Genomic DNA, 20,414 nt, shown 5'->3' on the forward strand with positions numbered 1-20,414 from the left:
TCCGGCCCCCGGAGAACACCAAGCCCTCGCCCGGAACCGGCCGGGCGAGGGGGTGCCGTACAGGTCAGCCGAGGGCCTTCTCGACCTCCCGGGCGACCTCGGCGGCCCGGAGTTCCGGCAGGGGGTCGCCGTCGGTGCCGGTGACGTAGAAGGCGTCGACGGCGTTGGCGCCGAGGGTGGAGACATGGGCGCTGCGCACCCGTACGGCGCTGGATTCCAGGGCGTTGCCGATCCGGTGCAGCAGTCCCGGGGCGTCCTGGGCGCGGACCTCGATGACGGTGGCCCGGCGGGAGCCCGCCGCCGCGACGGTCACCCGGGGCGGCGGGGCCTTCACCCCGCGCCTGCGCGGGTAGGCGGCCTCCCGCTCCGCGAGCCGGGCGCGGATGTCCAGCGAGCCGTCCAGGGCGCGTACGAGGTCGGCGCGGAGCCGGGCGGCCTGCGGGAGGGACCCGTACTCGGCCGCCACCCGCCAGCTGAGCAGCAGCAGGTCCGCGCTCTCCCCCACCTCGTTGGGCAGCTCCACCGCCCGCAGGTCGGCGGCGCGCACGGTGAGCCGGTGCAGGGCGAGGACCCCGGCGGCGGCGGGCAGCACGCCGGGCCGGTCGGGCAGGGCGATGAGCAGTTCGACGCCGACGGGCTCCACCTCGCCGTCCCCGGCGGGCTCCTCGGGCCGGGTGTGCAGGGTGAGGACGGGTTCGCCGGTGCGCAGGGCCTCGACGGCGAGGCGTTCGTGCTCGGCGCTGGGCGCTTCCTCCTCCGTCTCCTCGGGGGCCTCCCCCGCGAGGACGGCGGCGACGCGTTTGACCAGGTCGGCCACGAGGGAGGCCCGCCAGGCGGACCAGGCGGCGGGTCCGGTGGCGAGCGCGTCGGCCTCGGTGAGGGCGTGCAGCAGCTCCAGGGTGGAGGCGCTGGAGACGGCCTCGGCCACCGACCGCACGGTGGCGGGGTCGTCCAGGTCGCGCCGGGTGGCGGTCTCGACGAGCAGGAGATGGTGGCGTACGAGGGTGGCGATGACGCCCACGTCGTGCTGGTCGAAGCCGATCCGGGTGGCCATGTCCCGGGCGATGACCTCACCGGCCACCGAGTGGTCGCCGGGCCAGCCCTTGCCGATGTCGTGGAGGAGGGCGGCGACCAGCAGGAGGTCGGGGCGGTGGACGCGGCGGGTGAGGGAGGCGGCCCGGACGGCGGTCTCCACCAGGTGCCGGTCGACGGTCCAGGTGTGGACAGGGTTGCGCTGGGGGCGGCAGTGGACGCGTTCCCAGTCGGGCAGCAGCCGGGTGATGATCCCTTCCGCTTCGAGCGCCTCCCAGACGCCGACGGTGGCCTCTCCCGCGCCGAGCAGGGTGACCAGCTCCTCGCGGGCCTCCGGCGGCCAGGGGACCGGCAGCGGGCGGACGGTGGTGGCGAGATGGCGTACGAGGTGGCGGGAGAGCGGCAGCCCGGCCTCGGCGGCGGCCGCGGCGGCGCGCAGGGTGAGGACGGGGTCGCGGTCGGGGCGGGCGGCCCGGGCGAGGACCACCTCGCCGTCCGCCTCCACCACGCCGTCCGCGAGCGGAGCGCGCTCCGGCGCGGACTTGGAGCCGCCGAGGGAGCCGCTGAGCATGGCGCGGAGCCGGGGCCGGACCGAGCGGGCGCGCAGCACCCGGTTGACCTCGCGCCAGGTGACGTCGGTGGCGTACGAGACCGTGCGCGCGGCCTCGTACACCTGGCGCAGCAGGGCGTCGGCGTCGAGCAGCCCGAGCGCCTCGGCCACCTGGTCCTGTTCCTGGAGGGCGAGGCGGTCGGTGGCGCGGCCGGTGGTGAGGTGGAGGGCGTCGCGGGTGTCGAGGAGGGTGCGGCGGGCCCGGTCGAGCCCTTCGCGCGGGGCGTCCGCGACCCAGGAGGCGGCGACGGCGCGCAGGGCGGTGGCGTCGCGGAGACCGCCGCGGGCCTCCTTGAGGTCGGGTTCCAGGAGGAACTGCAGCTCGCCCGTCCGCTCGGCCCGCTCCTGGCACAGCTCGTGGAGGGCGGGGAGGCGTTTGGGGGCCTGGTTGCGCCAGTCCGCGAGGATCGCGGTGCGCAGGGAGGCGACGAGCCCGAGGTCCCCGGCGACGGGCCGGGCGTCCAGCAGCCCGAGCTGCACCTTGAGGTCCTCGCCGGCCGTCCTCCGGGCCTCGCCGGGGGTGCGTACGGAGTGGTCGAGGGCGAGGCCCAGGTCCCAGACCGGGTACCAGACGGCGTCCGCGAGGGCGGCGACGGCGGCCGCGTCGGCGCTGCCGTCGTGGAGCAGGAGCAGGTCGAGGTCGCTGCGCGGGGAGAGTTCGCCGCGGCCGTAGCCCCCGACGGCGACGAGGGCGGCCCCGCGCACCCCGGCGCGGGTCGCGGCCGCTGTGAACAGGCCGGTGAGCCAGTCGTCGGTGAGCCGGGCGAGGGCCGCACGGCGCGGCGGCCCGGACCGCGCCTCCTGCTGGAGGAGGCGCAGCCGGGCCGCCGCGTAGCCGCTGGGTCCCGAGTCTTCGCTGTCGGTGATCGCTTCGGTGCTCGTCACCCAGGTGCCTTCCGTTTGGCGGGGCCTCGGTCAGGGGCGCCCGTCCGGTGTGCGGGGCCGTCGGTCGGGGGCGTGGGGCCGGGGGCCAGTGCCCTCGGCCGGGACGTCCGGCCAGGAGCCTGTCCCCTCGGCCCGGGGCCGTCGGGCCGGAGCCTTCGGCCGGATCAGCCGGGGCGTCCGGCCGGAGTACGTCCCGGCCAGGCACCCGGGGTCTTGGCCGGAGCGTCCGGCCGAGGCCGGAGCCCCTGGCCGGAGTATGCCCCGGCCAGGCGCCGGGAGCCGGGAGGCGCCGGGAGCCAGAGCCAGGCACCGGGAGGCGCCGGGAGCCCGGAGCCGGACCATGTCCGGCTCGTGGGCCCCGGCCCGGCTTCCGGCTCCGGCAAGCGCCTCCGTCAGAGGGCGTCCGGGCCGCGTTCGCCGGTGCGGACGCGGACGGCGGTCTCGACCGGGACGCTCCAGACCTTCCCGTCACCGATCTTGCCGGTACGGGCGGCCTTGACGACGACCTCGATGAGCTGTTCGGCGTCCTCGTCCTCGACCAGGACCTCGATGCGGATCTTGGGGACCAGGTCCACGGTGTACTCGGCGCCCCGGTAGACCTCGGTGTGGCCGCGCTGGCGGCCGTAACCGCTGGCCTCGGTGACGGTCAGCCCCTGGACGCCGAAGGCCTGGAGGGCCTCCTTGATCTCGTCCAGCCGGTGGGGCTTCACGACCGCGGTGATGAGCTTCATGCGTCCACCTTCTTTGCCTTCGGTGCTGCCGTCGGGTCCGTCGCGGGGGCGGTGGTGCGGGCGACCGAGCCGCCGCCGGTGCCGCTGAAGTCGTACGCGGTCTCGGCGTGCTCGACCTGGTCGATGCCGGAGATCTCGTCGTCCTCGGAGACCCGCATCCCGATGGTCTTGTGGAGCACCAGGGCGATGAGGCCGGAGACGACCAGAGCGTACGCGAGGACCGCGACGACGCCGACGATCTGCTTGCCGAGCTGTTCGACACCGCCGCCGTAGAAGAGGCCCGCCGCGTCGGACTGGACCCCGCCGGTGGCGAAGAAGCCGACCAGGATGGAGCCGATGATGCCGCCGACGAGGTGGACGCCGACGACGTCCAGGGAGTCGTCGTAACCGAACTTGTACTTCAGGCCGACCGCCATGGCGCAGAGGACACCGGCGATGGCACCGACCGCGATGGCGCCGAGCGGGGAGACGGAACCACCCGCGGGGGTGATGGCGACCAGCCCGGAGACCGCGCCGGAGGCGGCGCCGAGGGTGGTGAAGGAGCCGTGGCGCAGCTTCTCGTAGATCAGCCAGCCGAGGACGGCGGCGGCGGTGGCGACCTGGGTGTTGAGGAACATGACCGCGCCGACGCCGTCGTCGTTGCCGAGCCAGGATCCGGCGTTGAAGCCGAACCAGCCGAACCACAGGAGGGCCGCGCCGAGCATGACGAGCGGCAGGCTGTGCGGCCGCATCGGGTCCTTCTTGAAGCCGATGCGCTTGCCGATGACGAAGATCACGCCGAGGGCCGCGGCACCCGCGTTGATGTGGACGGCCGTACCGCCGGCGAAGTCGATGACGCCCATCTCGAAGAGCCAGCCGCCCGAGCCCCAGACCCAGTGGGCGACGGGGAAGTAGACGATCGTGACCCACAGGACGATGAAGAGCGCCCACGCGGTGAACTTCACGCGGTCCGCGAGCGCACCGCTGATCAGGGCCGGGGTGAGGACGGCGAACATCAGCTGGAAGGCGGCGAAGACGTACACCGGGATGGTGGTGCCGTCCCAGAGTTCGGTGAGGCCGATCCCGCTGAGACCGACGTAGTCACCGCTCCAGCCGATCACCGAGCCGATGTCGGAGCCGAAGGCGAGGCTGAATCCGTAGAGCACCCACAGGATCGTGACGATCCCGAGGCTGATGAAGCTCATCATCAGCATGTTGAGGGTGCTCTTGACGCGGACCATGCCTCCGTAGAAGAAGGCCAGACCGGGGGTCATGAGCATCACCAGGGCCGAGCAGATGAGCATGAACCCGGTGTTGGCGGCAGACAGCTCGGGGGCGTCTGCGGCAAGCGTCGTGATGCCTGGGGGCATCGGCGTCTCCTCGTCGTCGGAGCGGCCGCGGCGTGCGGGGGAAGGCTGCGGGACCACTGGGAAGGGTGCGGGCCGGTCAGGGGCGTCCGGTGGATCATGGCCGGAGACCGCCTGTGCGCCATGAGATTGGCGGAGCGCCGTTTCCGGGGAAGCCGCACGATGTTTCGCGAGCGTGACGAAGAGGTGGTGCGTGTTACGACGGAATGAATCCCGGGTGGCGGGTCCGGTGCGCTGCCTACCATGCAGCCCATGCCGTACACGGTGTGGCCGAAACGCCGCCGTGTGGACGGATGAGGCCCCTTCGTACGCGAACCGGCCGCGGCTCCCCTCCGGGTGACCAGGCGATGGGGGAGCCGAGTCGGGCAGTACGGAGAGGTGCCGCGGCCGGGGCCGTGGTGCCGGGTCAGACCGCTTCGGCGGTCTCCGGCAGCTGTTCGCTGAGCAGATCGGTGAGCCGGGCGACATCGGCGACGTCCCCGAAGTCCCTGGCAGCGGTGTCGACGGTCTTGCGCAGCCGGGTGTTGACCCGCTCGGAGCGGACCTTCTTGGCGATCTTCAGGGCCTGCCCGGCGAGCACGGTGGACTGCTCGGGCTCGCGCTGGAGGAGATGGACGGTGGCCATGCCGATGAGGTTGAGCGCGTAGGAGCGCTGGTGCTCGTCGTCCTCGCCGAACAGCTCGACAGCCTTCGCCATGACGGGCTCGGCGAGCGAGGCGTAGGTGGGGCTGCGGCCGGCGACATAGGCCAGGTCGCGGTAGGAGTGGGCGTTCTCCCCGTTGAGCTCGGCCTCGGAGAAGAAGCGGATCCAGTCGGGCTCGGGCTCGCCGTCCAGTCCGGCGTCCAGGAAGGTGTCCTCGGCCATCCGGACCGCCCGCTTGCACTTGCTGGGCTGGCCCATGTTGGCGTACGCGCGGGCCTCCATCGCATACAGCATGGCCTGCGTACGGGAGGTGGCGCAGTCGCGGCTGCCGTACTGGGCCAGGTGGATCAGCTCCAGGGCGTCGTCGGGACGGCCCAGGTGGATCATCTGGCGGCTCATGCTGGAGAGGATGTAGCTGCCGAGCGGCTTGTCCCCGGCCTCCTTGGCGGCGTGCAGGGCGAGCACGAAGTACTTCTGGGCGGTGGGCTGGAGGCCGACGTCGTAACTCATCCAGCCCGCCAGCTCGGCCAGTTCGGCGGCGCAGCGGAACAGGCGCTTGGAGGTGGGGCCGGGCTGGGGCTCCTGGAGCAGGTCGGTGACCTCGTGCAGCTGGCCGACGACGGCCTTGCGGCGCAGCCCGCCGCCGCACTGGGCGTCCCACTGCCGGAACATCGTGGTGGTCGACTCCAGCAGGTCCAGCTCGGGACCGGAGAGGCGGGAGGGCCTGCGGGCGGCGGCCTCCGACTCCGGTTCGCCCGGCCCCTTGGGCGGGACGGGCACCAGCCAGCGCTGCATCGGCTCGATGAGGGAGGGGCCGGCGGCCAGCGCGAGCGAGCTGCCGAGGAAGCCCCGCCGGGCGAGCATCAGATCGCTGCGGGAGAACTCGCTGAGCAGGGCGACGGTCTGCGGGCCCGCCCAGGGCAGGTCGACCCCGGCCACCGAGGGTGACTGGTGGGCGGTGCGCAGGCCGAGGTCCTCGACGGCGACGACCGCGCCGAACCGCTCGGAGAACAGTTCGGAGAGGATGCGCGGGATCGGCTCGCGCGGCTGTTCGCCGTCGAGCCAGCGCCGCACCCGGGAGGTGTCGGTGCTGATGTGGTGGGCGCCCATCTGCCGGGCCCGCCGGTTGACCTGGCGGGCCAGCTCGCCCTTGGACCAGCCGCTGCGCAGGAACCACGATCCCAACTGCGCGTTGGGGCGCTTGCCGGTCCCGGCCTCCGCTTCGCCTGCGCCGCTGCCACTCACTGGAACGCCCCCATCACGCTGAATCCTCCCCGCCGAATCTCATCGCGCGAACCGCCGTCAGAAATCTGTGCCCCCATCAGAATGCCGTGCATCGCCGCCGCTCGTACGGGAGTTGCACGGGGTCGAACAGGAAACCGGGTTGCCCGGGGCATACCCGTGGCTGCACATTCTCCCAGGGTTCGTGTACCGACGGTAATCCTACGATCACCCCTGCCGCGAGGGGGATTGCGGAAACGCCACCATTCGCCACCCCTTCGAATGAACCCGACTGCCGCTCGGCACGCTTGACTTGAGCCACTACGACCGATGGCGAGCGTACGGAAGCACTCGGGGGCGCATGCACCGCGCCGCACCACCTCGCGCACCACGGCGCACACCACTCGATCGAGTTGCAGCGACGGAGGGCTACCCGAGCGCTCCGGATCGTAACCACCGATGAGTCGGACCCGTTGGAGGGGGCATGGGCTTCACGATCGGCGGCATCCGTGAGAAACGTTCCGGCGTACGGCGGCGCGGCCGCGGCGCCGAGGCCACCGCGGTGGCCGAGTACACCGGGCTCTGGGGCTGGACCGTGGTGCCCGGCACCCGCGCCCGGGACGGCGCCTGTTCCTGCGGGCAGCCGGCCTGCCCCGCCCCCGGCGCCCATCCGCTGGGCTTCGCCCGGGAGGTCCCGGCGGGCACCGGCGTCGACGCGGCGGCGGACGCCTGGGGCGAGCCCCCGGGCGCCTCGATGCTGCTGCCGGTGGGCCGCGCCTTCGACGTGCTGGACGTCGCGGAGCAGGCCGGGCGGCGGGCGCTGGTGCGGCTGGAGCGGATGGGGCTGCCACTGGGCCCGGTGGCGGTGACGCCGACCGGCCGGGCACAGTTCTTCGTCGCCCCCGGGGCCGCCGCCGAACTGCCCGGCCTGCTCTACCGCATGGGCTGGGACGACGCGGACCTGGACCTGCGGGCGCTGGGGCCGGGCACGCACATCACCGCCCCGCCCTCCGACCTCGGCGGCCTCGGCCCGGTCCGCTGGCTGCGGCCGCCGGTGCTGGACACCGCCGCCGCTCCCCCGCAGGCCCGGCTGCTGCTGGGGACGCTGGCGTACAGCTGCCACCGGTCCTGACCGGGAAGCACAACGGCGGACGGGCGGCGGGCTCCTCGTGGGAGCCGCCGCCCGTCCGCCGTACGGGGTGGTGCGCGTCAGTCGCCGATCAGGGCGTCCACGAAGGCGCCCGGCTCGAACGGGGCCAGGTCGTCCGGTCCCTCGCCCAGCCCGATCAGCTTCACCGGGACGCCCAGCTCGCGCTGGACCGCGATGACGATGCCGCCCTTGGCGGTGCCGTCGAGCTTGGTGAGGACGATGCCGGTGATGTCCACGACCTCCGCGAAGACGCGGGCCTGCACCAGGCCGTTCTGCCCGGTGGTGGCGTCCAGGACGAGCAGCACCTCGTCCAGCGGACCATGCTTCTCCACGACCCGCTTGACCTTGCCCAGCTCGTCCATGAGCCCGGTCTTGGTGTGCAGCCGGCCGGCGGTGTCGACGAGGACCACGTCGGCCCCCTCCGCGATGCCCTCCTTGACCGCGTCGTACGCGATGGAGGCCGGGTCGCCGCCCTCGGGTCCGCGGACCGTACGGGCTCCGACGCGCTCGCCCCAGGTCTGGAGCTGGTCGGCGGCGGCGGCGCGGAAGGTGTCGGCCGCGCCGAGGACCACGCTGCGGCCGTCCGCGACGAGCACCCGGGCCAGCTTGCCGGTGGTGGTGGTCTTGCCGGTGCCGTTGACGCCGACGACCATGACGACGCCCGGGGTCTCGGCGCCGCCCTCGGTCCTGACCTCGCGGTCGAGGTCCGGGCCGAGCAGGGTGATCAGCTCTTCGCGCAGCAGGGCGCGCAGCTCCTCCGGGGTGCGGGTGCCGAGCACGCGGACGCGCTCGCGGAGCCGCTCGACCAGTTCCTGGGTGGGGGCGACGCCGACGTCGGCGGTGAGGAGGGTGTCCTCGATCTCCTCCCAGGTGTCCTCGTCCAGGTTGTCCCGGGACAGCAGCGTGAGCAGCCCCTTGCCCAGCGAGTTCTGGGAGCGGGCGAGCCGGGCCCGCAGCCGGACGAGCCGGCCCTCGGTGGGCTCGGGGACCTCCAGCGCCGGGGGCGCCGGGGTCTCGACGACCGGGGCCTCCTCGGCGGGCGCGGTGGCGTCCGGGAGGCCGACTTCGTCGATGGTGCGCCGCGCTTCGTCGCGCGGCGTCTCGGCCTCCTCGCCGACCTTCGGCTCGGCGGGAGGAGTGATGGTCGGCGTGGACGGCGGCGGGGGCGGCAGCTTCTTCTTGCGGCTGCCGACCACGAGCCCGCCGACCAGGCCGACGGCGGCCAGGGCGATGACTACAGCGAGGATGACGATTTCGACGAGTTCCATAACCCGTCCAGTATCGGCCACGGCCGCCGCACGGGCACGGCCCCGCACGCCGCCCGGCGATCCACCGGACGCGGATGCACCTTTTGGCGGTAATGACCGGTCCCGACCCCTCCCCTTCTGACGATCCGTCAGCTACTGTGCGCCCCGCCGCGCCCCTCAGGCGAGCCCTGCCCGTCCGGCGAAAGGGACACCCGTCATGGCCTTCACCGTGGTCCGGTTCAATCTCGTCGATCCCACAGCCACCCCCGTCACCCTCTCGGCCCGCTACCGCGCCGCCCTGGAGATGGCGGCGTACGCGGACGGGCACGGGCTCGACACCGTCCAGACCGAGGAGCACCACGGGGCGGCGAACTCCTGGCTGCCCTCCCCGTTCACCTTCGCCGGGGCGGTCTTCGGCGCCACCCGGCGGATCGCGGTGACCGTCTCGGCCGTCATCGGGCCGCTGCACGATCCGCTGCGGCTGGCGGAGGACATCGCGGTGCTGGACCTGCTGAGCGCGGGGCGGCTGGTGACGGTCGCGGGGATCGGCTACCGGCCGGAGGAGTACGAGCGGGCGGGCGTGGAGTGGGGGCGGCGCGGCCGGCTCCAGGACGAGCTGCTGGAGACGCTGCTCGCGGCGTGGACCGGGGAGCCGTTCCCGTACCGGGGCCGTACGGTGCGCGTCACCCCGCGTCCGTACACGCGGCCGCATCCGATGCTGCTGGTCGGCGGCAGCTCGCGGGCGGCGGCGCGGCGGGCGGCCCGGCTGGGGCTGCCGCTCTTCCCGAGCGCGCATCTGCCGGAGCTGGAGGCGTACTACCGGGAGCGGTGCGCGGTCCACGGGACGGAGGGCTTCTGCGTGATGCCCGCGGAGCGCACCCCGCTGCTGCACGTCTCCGAGGACCCGGAGCGTGCGTGGGCGCTGTACGGGGAGCACCTGCTGCACGAGGCGCGGACGTACGCCTCCTGGCAGTCGAAGGACATCCGCTCGGCGGTGCGGTCGGCGGCCACGACGGTGGCGGAGCTGCGCGAGGAGGGCGTGTACCGGATCGTCACGCCCGGGGAGCTGGCGGCGCTGGAGGCGGACTCGCTGGTGCTGCATCCGCTCTGCGGCGGGATGCCGGTGGAGGAGGGGTGGCGGAGTCTGCGGCTGTTCTGCGAGGCGGTGGGAGAGCCCGCTGCCCCGGCTCGGGAGTGAGCCGGGGCAGCGGGCCGGGGTGCGGGGTAGCGGGGGTCAGCCCATCTCCTCCAGCGTCTTGCCCTTGGTCTCCTTCACGAACTTGAGCACGAAGGGGATGGAGAGCACGGCGAAGCAGGTGTAGATGATGTACGTCCCCGAGAGGTTCCAGTCGGCCAGGCTCGGGAAGCTGGCGGTGATCGCCCAGTTGGCCATCCACTGCGCGAAGACCGCGACACCGAGGGCGGCGGCCCGCAGCCGGTTGGGGAACATCTCGCCCAGGAAGACCCAGACGACGACACCCCACGAGAGGGCGAAGAAGAGCACGAACGTGTGGGCGGCGATCAGGGCGACGGCCCCCTGGGTGGTGGGCAGCTTGCCGTCCACCAGGTCGGCGGAGAAGGCCCAGGCCTCGACGGCGAGCGCGATCGCCATGCCGACGGAGCCGACGAGGGCGAGCGGGCGGCGGCCCACCCGGTCCACCAGCACCATCGCGATCACCGTGCCGATGATGTTGATGATCGACGTGGTGAACGAGTAGAAGAACGAGTCGGTCGGGTCGATGCCGACGGACTGCCACAGCGTGGCCGAGTAGTAGAAGGCCACGTTGATGCCGACGAGCTGCTGGAACATCGACAGGCCGATACCGACCCAGACGATGGGGAGGAAGAAGAAGCGGTTGCCCAGCAGGTCCTTGAAGGACGACTTGTGCTCGCGGTGCATGGCGGTCTCGATCTCGGCCACGCGGGCGTCGAGGTCGACGCTCCTGCCCTCGACCTCTTCGAGGATCTTGCGGGCCTGGGCCTTCTTGCCGACCGAGATGAGGAAGCGCGGGGACTCGGGGATGGCGAAGGAGAGGAGCCCGTACAGGATGGCCGGGACGACCATCACGCCGAGCATCCACTGCCAGGCCTCCAGGCCCAGGATCTTGCCGCGCTGGTCGCCGTCCGCGATCTGGAGGACGGTGTAGTTGACCAGTTGGGAGACGGCGATACCGATGACGATCGCGGCCTGCTGGAAGGAGCCGAGGCGGCCGCGGTAGGCGGGCGGGGAGACCTCCGCGATGTAGGCCGGGCCGATCACGGAGGCCATGCCGATGGCGAAGCCGCCGACGATGCGCCACATCGCCAGGTCCCAGAGCGCGAACGGCAGGGCGGAGCCGATGGCGCTGGCGGTGAAGAGGACCGAGGCGATCCGCATGCAGTAGATGCGGCCGATCCGGTCCGCGATCCGGCCGGCGGTGGCGGCGCCGATCGCACAGCCGATCAGCGCGATGGCGATGACCTGGGCGAGCGTCCCGGAGCCGATGTCGTAGCGGTCGCGGATGGCTTCGACGGCCCCGTTGATGACGGAGCTGTCGTAGCCGAAGAGGAAGCCGCCCATCGCCGCGGCCGCCGTGATGAAGATGACATGGCCGAGGTGATCCGGATGGGCCGTCCGGGCCCCGGACTCCGGTCCGTTCGCTGAAGTGGTCACATGAACTCCTGATGCCTGGCCGCACGTCAGACGTTGGGGTGAGCCTTCCTAGTGGCGCACACCATGCGGCACGCCACCACCTGAAGGCGAAAACAACTCCGCAGAGGTTATGCGTTCAAGAAACGAAGCAAACCAGTGGGGTCGGACCGACGTGTACCCAGGTCGGGCGAGAACGTGCGTCGAACTTCCGACGTTCGCGTGAAGAGTCGAATGTTTCCGTGGAGGGGTCAGCGGAGCCGCTGGCTGATCACCTTCGACACGCCGTCACCCTGCATGGAGACGCCGTACAGCGCGTCGGCGACCTCCATCGTCCGCTTCTGGTGGGTGATGACGATCAGCTGGGAGCTCTCCTGCAGCTCCTCCATGATCCGGATCAGCCGCTGCAGGTTGGTGTCGTCGAGCGCGGCCTCGACCTCGTCCATCACATAGAACGGGCTGGGGCGGGCCTTGAAGATGGAGACCAGCAACGCCACGGCCGTCAGGGACCGCTCGCCGCCCGAGAGCAGCGAGAGCCGCTTCACCTTCTTGCCCGGCGGGCGCGCCTCGACGTCCACTCCGGTGGCCAGCATGTTGTCCGGGTCGGTGAGGATCAGCCGCCCCTCGCCGCCGGGGAAGAGCCGGGCGAAGACGCCCTCGAACTCGCGGGCGGTGTCCCGGTACGCCTCGGTGAACACCTGCTCGACCCGCTCGTCGACCTCCTTGATCACCTGGAGCAGGTCGGCCCGGGTCTTCTTCAGGTCTTCGAGCTGCTCGGAGAGGAACTTGTGCCGTTCCTCCAGCGCCGAGAACTCCTCCAGCGCGAGCGGATTCACCTTCCCGAGTTGCTGGTACGCCCGTTCGGCCGACCGCAGCCGCTTCTCCTGTTCGGCCCGGACGAAGGCCTTCGGCAGGTTACGGGGGTGCTCCGGGTCCTCCGGCAGTTCCTCGCCCTCCGCCGCGGGCGAGGGCGGCACGGGCTGGTCCGGTCCGTACTCCGCGACCAGCCCCGCCGGCTCCACCCCCAGCTCCTCCAGGGCCTTCGTCTCCAGCTGCTCGATGCGCAGCCGCTTCTCGGCGCCGAGCACCTCGCCCCGGTGGACGGAGTCGGTGAGCTTGTCCAGCTCGCCCTTGAGGTCACGGCCCCGGCCCCGCTCGGCGGTCAGCTCGCGCTCCCGCTCGCCCTTGGCGGCCTCGGCCGACGTGCGCTCCTGATCGGCCCGTACGAGGGAGACCTCGACGTGGGCCAGCAGCTGACGGGCGCCCGAGGCGACGGCGGAGGCCACGGCCGCCTCGTGGCGCAGCCGGGCCCGGCGCTGCTCGGCCCGGGCCCGGGCCTCGCGCTCGGCGCGGGCGGCCCGGTCCAGCCCGTCGGCGCGCCCGGCCAGGCCCTTGACCCGCTCCTCGTGCGTACGGGCCTGGAGCCGGGCCTCCATCTCGGTCTGGCGGGCGTTGGCCCCGTCGGCGGCGAGCCGGTCCCGTACGGAAGTGTCGGGCTCCTCCTCCACCGGCGCCTCCTGGGCCACCAGCAGCCGCTCGGCCAGCTCCTCGGCCTCCTCGACCGCCTGCTCCAGGGCCTCCTGGGCGCGGGCGGCGGAGGCCGTCATCCGCTCGGCCTCGCCCGCCGCCGCCCGGGCCTGCCCGGAGAGCCGCCCGAGCTGCTGGGCGACGCCCGACTTCTCCCGCTCGGCCGCCCGCCGCCGCTCCCCCAGCTCCTCGACGAGCGCGGCCGACTCCTTGCGCCGCTCCCCCGCCAGCCGCTGGGCCTCAGCGAGCTCATCGCACCGCACGGCGAGCTCGGCCAGCTCGGCGGCAGCCTCGTCCACGGAGGCCTGCACCTCCAGCAGACTTGGCGCCCCGGCGGACCCGCCGTGCGCGAAGTGCGCGGAGAGCACGTCCCCTTCACCGGTTACGGCGGTGAGCCCGGGGTGCGCGGCGACGAGCGCCTCGGCGTCCTCCAGGGTGGCGACGACCACGGCGTCCCGCACGAGCCGGCGCACGGCGTCCAGGAGGGGGGCGGGGCCGGTGATCAGGTCGGTGACGGCGGGGGCGGAGAGGGTGGTGGTGCTCTCGGTACGGCCGTGGGCACCGGCGCCGGTCTCCGTACGGCGGTGGGCGCCGTTCTCCGTACCGCCCCGCGCTTCGCCTTCCGTACCGCCGCCCGGCGCTCCGCTCTGTACCGGCAGTTGTGCGGCGGCACCCGGCACCTGTTCGCCGCCCTGGCCCGGTACGTGGCCGGCGCCCACGCCCTCCACCGCCCCGCCCGCCAGCAGCATCGCCGCGCGGCCCGCATCCCGGTCGCGGAGGATGCGGATCGCCGCGGCGGCCGTGGCCGGGTCCCGTACCGCCACCGCGTCCGCCGCGGCGCCGAGGGCAGCGGCGACCGGGATCTCGTGGCCGGGCCGGACGGTGAGCAGTTCGGCGGCCGGGCCCAGCAGTCCCGTCAGGTGGTCGCGGGCACCGAGCAGTGCGCCCGTACCGTCCTTGCGCCGGAGCCCCAGGGCGAGCGCCTCGTGGCGGGCCGCGACCGCCGCCCGGCGGCGCTCGGCGGCGGTGGCCTCGTCGCGGGCCGTGCTGTGGGCGGCCTGGGCGTCGGCCAGGGCCTGCTTGGCCTCCTCGTGGCGGGCGGTCAGCTCCTCGTCGTCCGCGTCCAGGCCCTCGACCTCGGCCTTGAGCTGCTCGTACTCCTCCTGGGCGGTGACCGCGCGCTCCTGGGCCTCGTCGCGGGCGGCGGCCAGCCGGTCGATCTCGGCCTGGGCCGAACCGGCCCGGCTGCGGGCCGCGTTGACCTGGCCGGTCAACCGGGCCAGCCCCTCGCGGCGGTCCGCGATGGCGCGGGCGGCGTCCTTGAGCCGGCGCTCCTCGGCGGCCAGCTCGCGCTCCAGGTCGGCGCGGTGGGCGACGGTGTCCTCCAGCGCGCGTTCGGCCGCCTCCAGGGCCGCCGTCAGCTCCGCCTCCTGCTCGCGGATGCGGGCGGCCTCGCGCTCCAGGTCCTCGGGGTCGCGGCCCCGGCGCTCCTCGGTGGGGGGCTGGGTGGCGCTCCTGACCCGGGCGTCGGCCAGCGAGATCGTGCCGCGCACCCGCTCGGCCAGCTGCGACAGCTCGTACCAGGTCTGCTGGGCGCGCTGGAGCCGGGGCGCGAGGCGGCGCACCTCGCCCTCCAGCTCGGCCTCCCGGGCGAGCGCCGCCTTCAGATCGGCCTCGGCCGCTTCCTTGCGCTTCTTCAGCTCGGCCTCGTCGGCGATCTCGTCGCGCAGGGCGTCCCGCAGGGTCACCAGGTCGTCGGCGAGGAGCCGGAGGCGGGCGTCGCGCAGATCGGCCTGGATGACGGCGGCGCGACGGGCGACGGCGGCCTGCCGGCCGAGCGGCTTGAGCTGGCGGCGGAGTTCGTCGGTGAGGTCCTGGACGCGGGCGAGGTTGGCGCCCATCGCGTCCAGCTTCCGCAGCGCCTTCTCCTTGCGCTTGCGGTGCTTGAGCACCCCCGCGGCCTCCTCGATGAAGGCCCGGCGGCCCATCGGGTCGGCGTGCAGGACGGAGTCCAACTGGCCCTGGCCGACGATGACGTGCATCTCGCGGCCGATACCGGAGTCGGAGAGGAGTTCCTGGATGTCCAGCAGTCGGCAGGTGTCGCCGTTGATCTGGTATTCGCTGCCGCCATTGCGGAACATGATCCGGGTGATCGTCACTTCGGCGTACTCGATGGGCAGTGCGCCGTCGGAATTGTCGATGGTCAGCGACACTTCGGCGCGGCCGAGCGGGGGCCGCCCGGTGGTCCCGGCGAAGATCACGTCTTCCATCTTGCCGCCGCGCAGGGATTTGGCGCCCTGTTCTCCCATGACCCAGGAGAGGGCGTCCACCACATTGGACTTTCCCGATCCATTGGGGCCGACGACACAGGTGATCCCCGGTTCGAACCGCAGGGTGGTGGCGGACGCGAACGATTTGAAACCACGCAGGGTCAGGGCCTTGAGGTGCACGCCGCCGGACTCTACCTTTCGCTCTCGGTTTCGGTGATGAAGGTGCAGGGCACATCAGACGGTAAGCGAGAGGGGCAGGGCGGGGCCGGGGGGCCTGGGCAAAGAAAAAGGGACGCCGAAGCGTCCCTGTAGATCTTGGTGCGATCCTGCGCGGAATCATGGTGCGGTGCTGCGCGGTGGATCGTGGTGCGGTCCTGCGCGGTCCATCGCCACGGCCGGCGGGCCGTGCCGTTGCCGGTGGGCCGACACCCGGACACACGTCGTCCAGTGACCCTGTCGGTCAGGGACCCGGCCTTCCGGGAGGCGGCGATCCGTGACGCAGGACGGATCGGATGGAGCAGTTATGGAGAGAGGTTCCGAGGCTGCTGAGCTTGCCCGGCCCGACCGGCCCGCGAGGGGCCACCGGTCAGGTCAGCGCAGGCTCGCCCTGGGGTACGTCGATGTCGATGCTGTCGAGCAGTGACTCCTGGTGCTGAGCGGCGGCGTTGAGCGCGTCGTTCTCGTGCTGGATCCGGTTCAGCTCGGATTCCAGGTCCTGGACGCGCTGCTGGAGCCGTCGCATCTCGGCGAGGAGTCGCGGGTCGGAACCGCCGACGTAACCGAGAAGCGCCTTTGCCATGATGGATGGTCCTCCACAATGAGTGACCGACCGATGCGGTGTGGGTCGTCTGGGAATCGCACCCGCGGTGCTCGGCAGGGCTCTGTCACCACTGCGGTTCTGCTGCATATCAGCTCTGCCGAACAGCTAAGGTGCGCGGGGTTTTCAGCGTCTCACCAAAAAGTTTGACGGTCAACACGATCACACCCCGTGGAGCCAGGTGTCCCGGGGGCGCGCGGCCGGACGATCATGCGGCGCGACTCTCCTGCGGGACCCCGACGGGTGTGGGGATCTTCGTCAATGCCGCAGCCTTGCACGACATCCCGTATCTGGCAACCATCGGTCGCCGCGCGGTCCCTTCGCAGGTCATTTCGGGTGCGGGGCTCCGCGGGCCGGCCCGTGACGGTTCGCTCACGGGCGGCTCCGGCGCGCTCACCGGGCGGACCGGGGCGCCGGTTCGGGGCCCGTATCAGCGGATGGCGAATCCGTCGTAACCGCCGCGCGGCGTGTCCCAGATCTCAGTGACTCCGTCCACGCGCCCGGGTGTGTCGTCGGAGCGCAGCCAGTCCAGCAGACGGTGGCAATTGTCACGTGATCCTTCGGCGACGACCTGGACCCGACCGTCGTCGAGATTGAGTGCAAAGCCCACGAGTCCGCCGATCTCCAAAGCATTTGCCCTGGTGAACCAGCGGAACCCTACTTGCTGTACTCGGCCGCGTACCCAGACGACCAGCCGTGCCTCTTCGTTCATGCCCGAACGCTAACCGGCCAATTGCTCCAAGAACACGGCGGCCCCTTTGGCCCATGGCGTACAGTCCCGTCGCAATAGCCTCACTCGATCGGGTGAGTATAGGGATGAAGATCGACCGGTGATGGTGACGTCGCCGCGACATCCGGAGCATGAGGAAGGCACAGCGCATGGGACGCCACCGACGATCCGCCGCAGGCCCCGCCGCTGAAGAACCTGCGGTCAGGGCCGCTTCCGGACACCGGGGCACGCGCCGGAAGAAGAAGTCCGCCGTACCCGTGCGCACCGGACTCCTCGGCGCGTCGGCCGCGATGGCGGTCGGCGCGGTCGCCGTCGCCTCCGGTCTGCTGCCCGGCGGCTCCACCTACACCTCGGGCGGCCCCACCGCGGCCGACCAGGTCCGCTCCGGTGGCGGTGTCCCGGACCTGCTGACGCAGCAGGGCGGCTCCACCACCGCCCCGGCCGACCGCTCCTCCTCCCCCGCCAGCCGGGGCAGCGAGCACCCCGAGGCCCCGTCGAGGGCCCCGTCGAAGTCGCCGTCCACGACACCGTCGAAGTCGCCGTCGGAGTCCCCCTCCACCGCGTCGAAGGCCCCGTCGAAGTCGGCCGCGCCCTCCTCCACGGCCCCCTCGAAGAAGCCGGCCGCGACACCGTCCGAGAAGTCGAAGGCCCCCACCACGGCCCCGAAGAAGAGCACCGCCCCGGCGAGCAAGGCCCCGGCGCCCACGAAGACCACGGCCGCCCCGCCGCCGCCCGCCCAGAAGCCCGCCCCCTCGCCCTCCGCCACCTCCACCCGCAGCGAGGTGCTGGCCCTGGTGAACCAGGAGCGCGCGAAGGTCGGCTGCTCCCCGCTGACCACCAGCACCGCCCTCACCTCGCTCGCCCAGAACTTCAGCGAGGACATGGCGGCCCGCGGCTTCTTCGACCACACCGACCCCGACGGCGACACCCCCTGGGACCGGGCCGCGCAGGCCGGCGTCCAGGGGCTCGGCGCGGAGAACATCGCCCGTGGCCAGGCCGACGCCCAGGCCGTGATGGACGCCTGGATGAACAGCGAAGGCCACCGCGCGAACATTCTCAACTGCGACTACAAGACGATCGGCATAGGCGTCCACGAGGCCTCCGGCGGCCCGTGGTGGGTCCAGAACTTCGGCTTCTGACCCGTATAGCCCGTGTCCCGGGCGCCTGACCACTTACGCCCGTACAGCGCTCCCTCAGGGTGAGCGCTGTACGGGCGTAAGCTGGTGATATGGCCAGCGATACGGACGATCTCGCCTTCGACGTCTTCTCCCGGCGGTGCCCCTCCCGCTCCACGCTGGAGCACGCCACCGGACGCTGGGGCAGTCTGACGCTGGGCGCGCTGTACGAGGAGGGCCTGCGCTTCAACGAGTTGCGGCGGCGGGTCGACGGGGTCAGCGAGAAGATGCTGTCCCAGACGCTGCACGCCCTGGAGCGGGACGGGCTCGTCCTGCGGGAGGCCCAGCCGGTCAACCCGCCGCGGGTGGATTACGAGCTGACCCCCTTCGGGCGTGAGGTCGCCGGGCAGCTCCTCGGGCTGATCCGGCTCGTGGAGGGGCGGATGGACGAGGTCCTGGCCGCCCGGAGCCGTTACGACGAGGCGCGCGGCGGGCGCTGACAGCGCGGGCAGAAGTAGCTGGAGCGGTTCATCCAGGCGCGGCGGCGCATCGGCGTCCCGCAGCGGCGGCACGGCTCGCCCTCCCTGCCGTACGCGTCGAGCGAGCGGTCGAAGTAGCCGGACTCGCCGTTCACGTTGACGTAGAGGCTGTCGAAGCTGGTGCCGCCCTGGGCGAGGGCCGCGTTCATCACGTCCCGGGCGTGGCCGAGGAGTTCGGCGGACTTGGGGCGGGTCAGGGTCGCGGTGGGGCGGTCGTAGTGCAGCTTCGCGCGCCAGAGGGCCTCGTCCGCGTAGATGTTGCCGACGCCGCTGATCAGCGACTGGTCCAGGAGCGCGCGCTTGACCGTCGTACGGCGCAGGCGCAGGGCCGTGTGGAAGGCGGCGTCGTCGAAGAGCGGGTCGAGCGGGTCCCGGGCGATGTGCGCGATGGTGTCGGGCAGGCCGTCGGGGGTGGTGTCGTGGAGCGAGAGGCCGCCGAAGGTGCGCTGGTCGACGAAGCGCAGCTCGGTGCCGAGCGCGTCGTCGAACCGCATCCGGATCCGCAGGTGCTTCTCGTCGGGCGCGTCCGTGGGCTGCACCAGCAGCTGGCCGCTCATTCCGAGGTGGCCGAGCAGCGAGGAGGCGGCCTCGTCGAGCGGCACCCAGAGGTACTTGCCGCGCCGCATCGCCGTACCGAACCGGACCCCGCGCAGCCGGGCCGCGAAGTCGGGGCCGCCCGCGAGGTGGCGGCGGACCGAGCGCGGGTGCAGGACCTCCACGTCGGTGACGGTCCGGCCGCTGACCCAGCGCTCCAGGCCCCGGCGGACGACTTCGACCTCGGGCAGCTCGGGCACGGTGGACCACTCCAGACACGGTGAGCGTAGTACGGGAGCACGGGACCGGCTCCCCGGGACAGGGCGAACCCCCCGGTGCGCGAGGCACCGAGGGGTTCGGAGTACTGCATCAGGCGGGAGCTGCGTCCGTGTCGGGCGACGGTTCGGCAGGGGTGTCGGCGGCCCCTCCGTCGGCGGCGGACTTCTCCGCTGCCTGCCGTGCCTCAGCGGCGGCGCTGATCTCGCGCCAGGCGGACTCGGCCGCTTGCTGCTCCGCTTCCTTCTTGCTACGGCCGGTGCCGGTGCCGTACGAGACACCACCGACGCGAGCGGCAGCAGTGAAGGTCTTCTCGTGGTCCGGACCGGTCTCCGTGACGAGGTACTCGGGGACGCCGAGGCTCTCGCTCGCGGTGAGCTCCTGGAGGCTGGTCTTCCAGTCCAGGCCGGCGCCGAGGTTCGAGGACCTGTCGATCAGCGGGTCGAAGAGCCGGTGGACCAGCTCCGAGGCCGCGCCGAGGCCCTGGTCGAGATAGACCGCGCCGATCACCGCTTCGAGGGTGTCGGCGAGGATGGAAGCCTTGTCCCGGCCCCCCGTGCCCTCTTCACCGCGGCCGAGCCGGATGAAGGAGCCGAGTTCGAGGCCGCGGCCCACTTCCGCAAGCGCCCGCGAGTTGACCACCGCGGCCCGCAACTTGGCCAGCTGGCCTTCGGGCAGGTCGGGGTGGGTGCGGTACAGCGTGTCCGTGACCACCAGGCCGAGCACCGAATCCCCGAGGAATTCGAGCCGCTCGTTGGTGGGCAGGCCGCCGTTCTCGTACGCGTACGAACGGTGGGTCAGCGCACGCACCAGAAGGGCGGACTCGAGGTGATACCCGAGCCGCCCTTCCAGAAGCGTGTGGGACGAGGCTGTGTTGACGTTGTCTGCCTGCTTCTTGGCGCTGGACAACTCAGACATCGGGCCTCTCACCAGCCGCTCAGACCTCGAGGACCTGGCGCTTGTTGTAGGTGCCGCAGCTCGGGCACGCAATGTGCTGGAGCTTCGGCTCCTGGCAACGCTCGCACGAAACCAGGGTGGGGACCGCAGCCTTCCACTGCGACCGGCGGTGGCGCGTGTTGCTGCGCGACATCTTCCGCTTCGGAACAGCCACG

General features: G+C 72.5%; 16 protein-coding genes. 4 read left to right on the forward strand and 12 right to left on the reverse strand.

What is annotated here, in order from left to right; all coding sequences use genetic code 11:
* Positions 1 to 64 precede the first annotated feature (64 nt).
* The 4 genes from DJ476_RS07945 to nsdA all read right to left on the reverse strand — a co-directional run bounded on the left by DJ476_RS07945 (position 65) and on the right by nsdA (position 6,492).
* Entirely contained in the window at positions 65 to 2,527 is a 2,463-nt protein-coding gene (locus DJ476_RS07945) for a [protein-PII] uridylyltransferase (RefSeq protein ID WP_112490175.1), read from the reverse strand.
* Positions 2,528 to 2,919: 392 nt separating this feature from the next.
* Positions 2,920 to 3,258 carry a P-II family nitrogen regulator gene (locus DJ476_RS07950; RefSeq protein ID WP_003965965.1) on the reverse strand — a complete coding sequence of 113 codons (339 nt, stop codon included), beginning with the start codon at positions 3,256 to 3,258 and terminating at the stop codon, positions 2,920 to 2,922.
* Positions 3,255 to 4,607, reverse strand: coding sequence for an ammonium transporter (locus tag DJ476_RS07955; RefSeq protein WP_070199277.1), 1,353 nt, complete (start codon positions 4,605 to 4,607; stop codon positions 3,255 to 3,257). Before DJ476_RS07955 ends, DJ476_RS07950 begins: the two co-directional genes overlap by 4 nt.
* A 403-nt stretch (positions 4,608 to 5,010) precedes the next feature.
* A complete protein-coding gene (nsdA, locus tag DJ476_RS07960; protein ID WP_103418927.1) occupies positions 5,011 to 6,492 on the reverse strand; it encodes a transcriptional repressor NsdA in 1,482 nt (493 codons plus the stop codon).
* Between the two features lie 460 nt (positions 6,493 to 6,952).
* On the opposite strand from nsdA, the gene DJ476_RS07965 reads away from it, so the two are divergent.
* Complete coding sequence (locus DJ476_RS07965) at positions 6,953 to 7,600, forward strand: bifunctional DNA primase/polymerase (RefSeq protein ID WP_112490176.1); 648 nt, start codon at positions 6,953 to 6,955, stop codon at positions 7,598 to 7,600.
* Positions 7,601 to 7,677: 77 nt separating this feature from the next.
* Here DJ476_RS07965 and ftsY read toward each other — a convergent pair whose 3' ends face one another.
* Positions 7,678 to 8,886 (reverse strand): signal recognition particle-docking protein FtsY, encoded by a 1,209-nt coding sequence (gene ftsY, locus DJ476_RS07970; protein WP_070199279.1) that lies wholly within the window; start codon positions 8,884 to 8,886, stop codon positions 7,678 to 7,680.
* Between the two features lie 196 nt (positions 8,887 to 9,082).
* On the opposite strand from ftsY, the gene DJ476_RS07975 reads away from it, so the two are divergent.
* Entirely contained in the window at positions 9,083 to 10,063 is a 981-nt protein-coding gene (locus DJ476_RS07975) for an LLM class flavin-dependent oxidoreductase (RefSeq protein ID WP_112490177.1), read from the forward strand.
* 36 nt (positions 10,064 to 10,099) lie between these two features.
* On the opposite strand, the gene DJ476_RS07980 is transcribed toward DJ476_RS07975, so the two are convergent.
* From DJ476_RS07980 to DJ476_RS08000, 4 genes are all read right to left on the reverse strand, one after another.
* Positions 10,100 to 11,518 (reverse strand): sugar porter family MFS transporter, encoded by a 1,419-nt coding sequence (locus DJ476_RS07980; protein WP_103418924.1) that lies wholly within the window; start codon positions 11,516 to 11,518, stop codon positions 10,100 to 10,102.
* A gap of 227 nt (positions 11,519 to 11,745) precedes the next feature.
* A complete protein-coding gene (locus DJ476_RS07985) occupies positions 11,746 to 15,471 on the reverse strand; it encodes a chromosome segregation SMC family protein (protein ID WP_112490178.1) in 3,726 nt (1,241 codons plus the stop codon).
* A 406-nt stretch (positions 15,472 to 15,877) separates the two neighbouring features.
* Entirely contained in the window at positions 15,878 to 16,090 is a 213-nt protein-coding gene (locus DJ476_RS07990; protein ID WP_018488699.1) for a hypothetical protein, read from the reverse strand.
* Between the two features lie 448 nt (positions 16,091 to 16,538).
* Positions 16,539 to 16,820, reverse strand: a complete 282-nt coding sequence (locus DJ476_RS08000) for an acylphosphatase (RefSeq protein ID WP_078562686.1) — start codon at positions 16,818 to 16,820, stop codon at positions 16,539 to 16,541.
* A gap of 167 nt (positions 16,821 to 16,987) precedes the next feature.
* Between DJ476_RS08000 and DJ476_RS08005 the strand changes: the two genes are divergently transcribed.
* Positions 16,988 to 17,977, forward strand: coding sequence for a CAP domain-containing protein (locus DJ476_RS08005; protein ID WP_112490179.1), 990 nt, complete (start codon positions 16,988 to 16,990; stop codon positions 17,975 to 17,977).
* 89 nt (positions 17,978 to 18,066) lie between these two features.
* Positions 18,067 to 18,453: a winged helix-turn-helix transcriptional regulator gene (locus DJ476_RS08010; RefSeq protein WP_112490180.1), complete on the forward strand. Its 387-nt coding sequence runs from the start codon at positions 18,067 to 18,069 to the stop codon at positions 18,451 to 18,453.
* On the opposite strand, the gene mutM is transcribed toward DJ476_RS08010, so the two are convergent.
* The 3 genes from mutM to rpmF all read right to left on the reverse strand — a co-directional run bounded on the left by mutM (position 18,426) and on the right by rpmF (position 20,413).
* Positions 18,426 to 19,286: a bifunctional DNA-formamidopyrimidine glycosylase/DNA-(apurinic or apyrimidinic site) lyase gene (gene mutM / locus DJ476_RS08015; protein ID WP_112490181.1), complete on the reverse strand. Its 861-nt coding sequence runs from the start codon at positions 19,284 to 19,286 to the stop codon at positions 18,426 to 18,428. The genes DJ476_RS08010 and mutM overlap by 28 nt on opposite strands.
* Positions 19,287 to 19,395: 109 nt before the next feature.
* The gene (gene rnc / locus DJ476_RS08020) at positions 19,396 to 20,220 is read right to left on the reverse strand and encodes a ribonuclease III (protein WP_070199283.1); all 825 of its coding nucleotides are present in this window, start codon (positions 20,218 to 20,220) and stop codon (positions 19,396 to 19,398) included.
* Between the two features lie 19 nt (positions 20,221 to 20,239).
* Positions 20,240 to 20,413, reverse strand: a complete 174-nt coding sequence (rpmF, locus tag DJ476_RS08025; RefSeq protein WP_003965982.1) for a 50S ribosomal protein L32 — start codon at positions 20,411 to 20,413, stop codon at positions 20,240 to 20,242.
* Position 20,414: the final 1 nt, after the last annotated feature.

The sequence above is a fragment of the Streptomyces bacillaris genome (genome assembly GCF_003268675.1).
Classification (GTDB): Bacteria; Actinomycetota; Actinomycetes; order Streptomycetales; family Streptomycetaceae; genus Streptomyces; species Streptomyces bacillaris.

Bases quoted from the DNA above. Each gene is read 5' to 3' on its own strand.
- DJ476_RS07990 (WP_018488699.1), bottom strand. From the start codon at position 16,090: ATGGCAAAGGCGCTTCTCGGTTACGTCGGCGGTTCCGACCCGCGACTC.
- ftsY (WP_070199279.1), bottom strand. From the start codon at position 8,886: ATGGAACTCGTCGAAATCGTCATCCTCGCTGTAGTCATCGCCCTGGCC.
- DJ476_RS08010 (WP_112490180.1), top strand. From the start codon at position 18,067: ATGGCCAGCGATACGGACGATCTCGCCTTCGACGTCTTCTCCCGGCGG.
- DJ476_RS07975 (WP_112490177.1), top strand. From the start codon at position 9,083: ATGGCCTTCACCGTGGTCCGGTTCAATCTCGTCGATCCCACAGCCACC.
- DJ476_RS08000 (WP_078562686.1), bottom strand. From the start codon at position 16,820: ATGAACGAAGAGGCACGGCTGGTCGTCTGGGTACGCGGCCGAGTACAG.
- DJ476_RS08005 (WP_112490179.1), top strand. From the start codon at position 16,988: ATGGGACGCCACCGACGATCCGCCGCAGGCCCCGCCGCTGAAGAACCT.
- rnc (WP_070199283.1), bottom strand. From the start codon at position 20,220: ATGTCTGAGTTGTCCAGCGCCAAGAAGCAGGCAGACAACGTCAACACA.
- DJ476_RS07950 (WP_003965965.1), bottom strand. From the start codon at position 3,258: ATGAAGCTCATCACCGCGGTCGTGAAGCCCCACCGGCTGGACGAGATC.
- DJ476_RS07965 (WP_112490176.1), top strand. From the start codon at position 6,953: ATGGGCTTCACGATCGGCGGCATCCGTGAGAAACGTTCCGGCGTACGG.
- DJ476_RS07955 (WP_070199277.1), bottom strand. From the start codon at position 4,607: ATGCCCCCAGGCATCACGACGCTTGCCGCAGACGCCCCCGAGCTGTCT.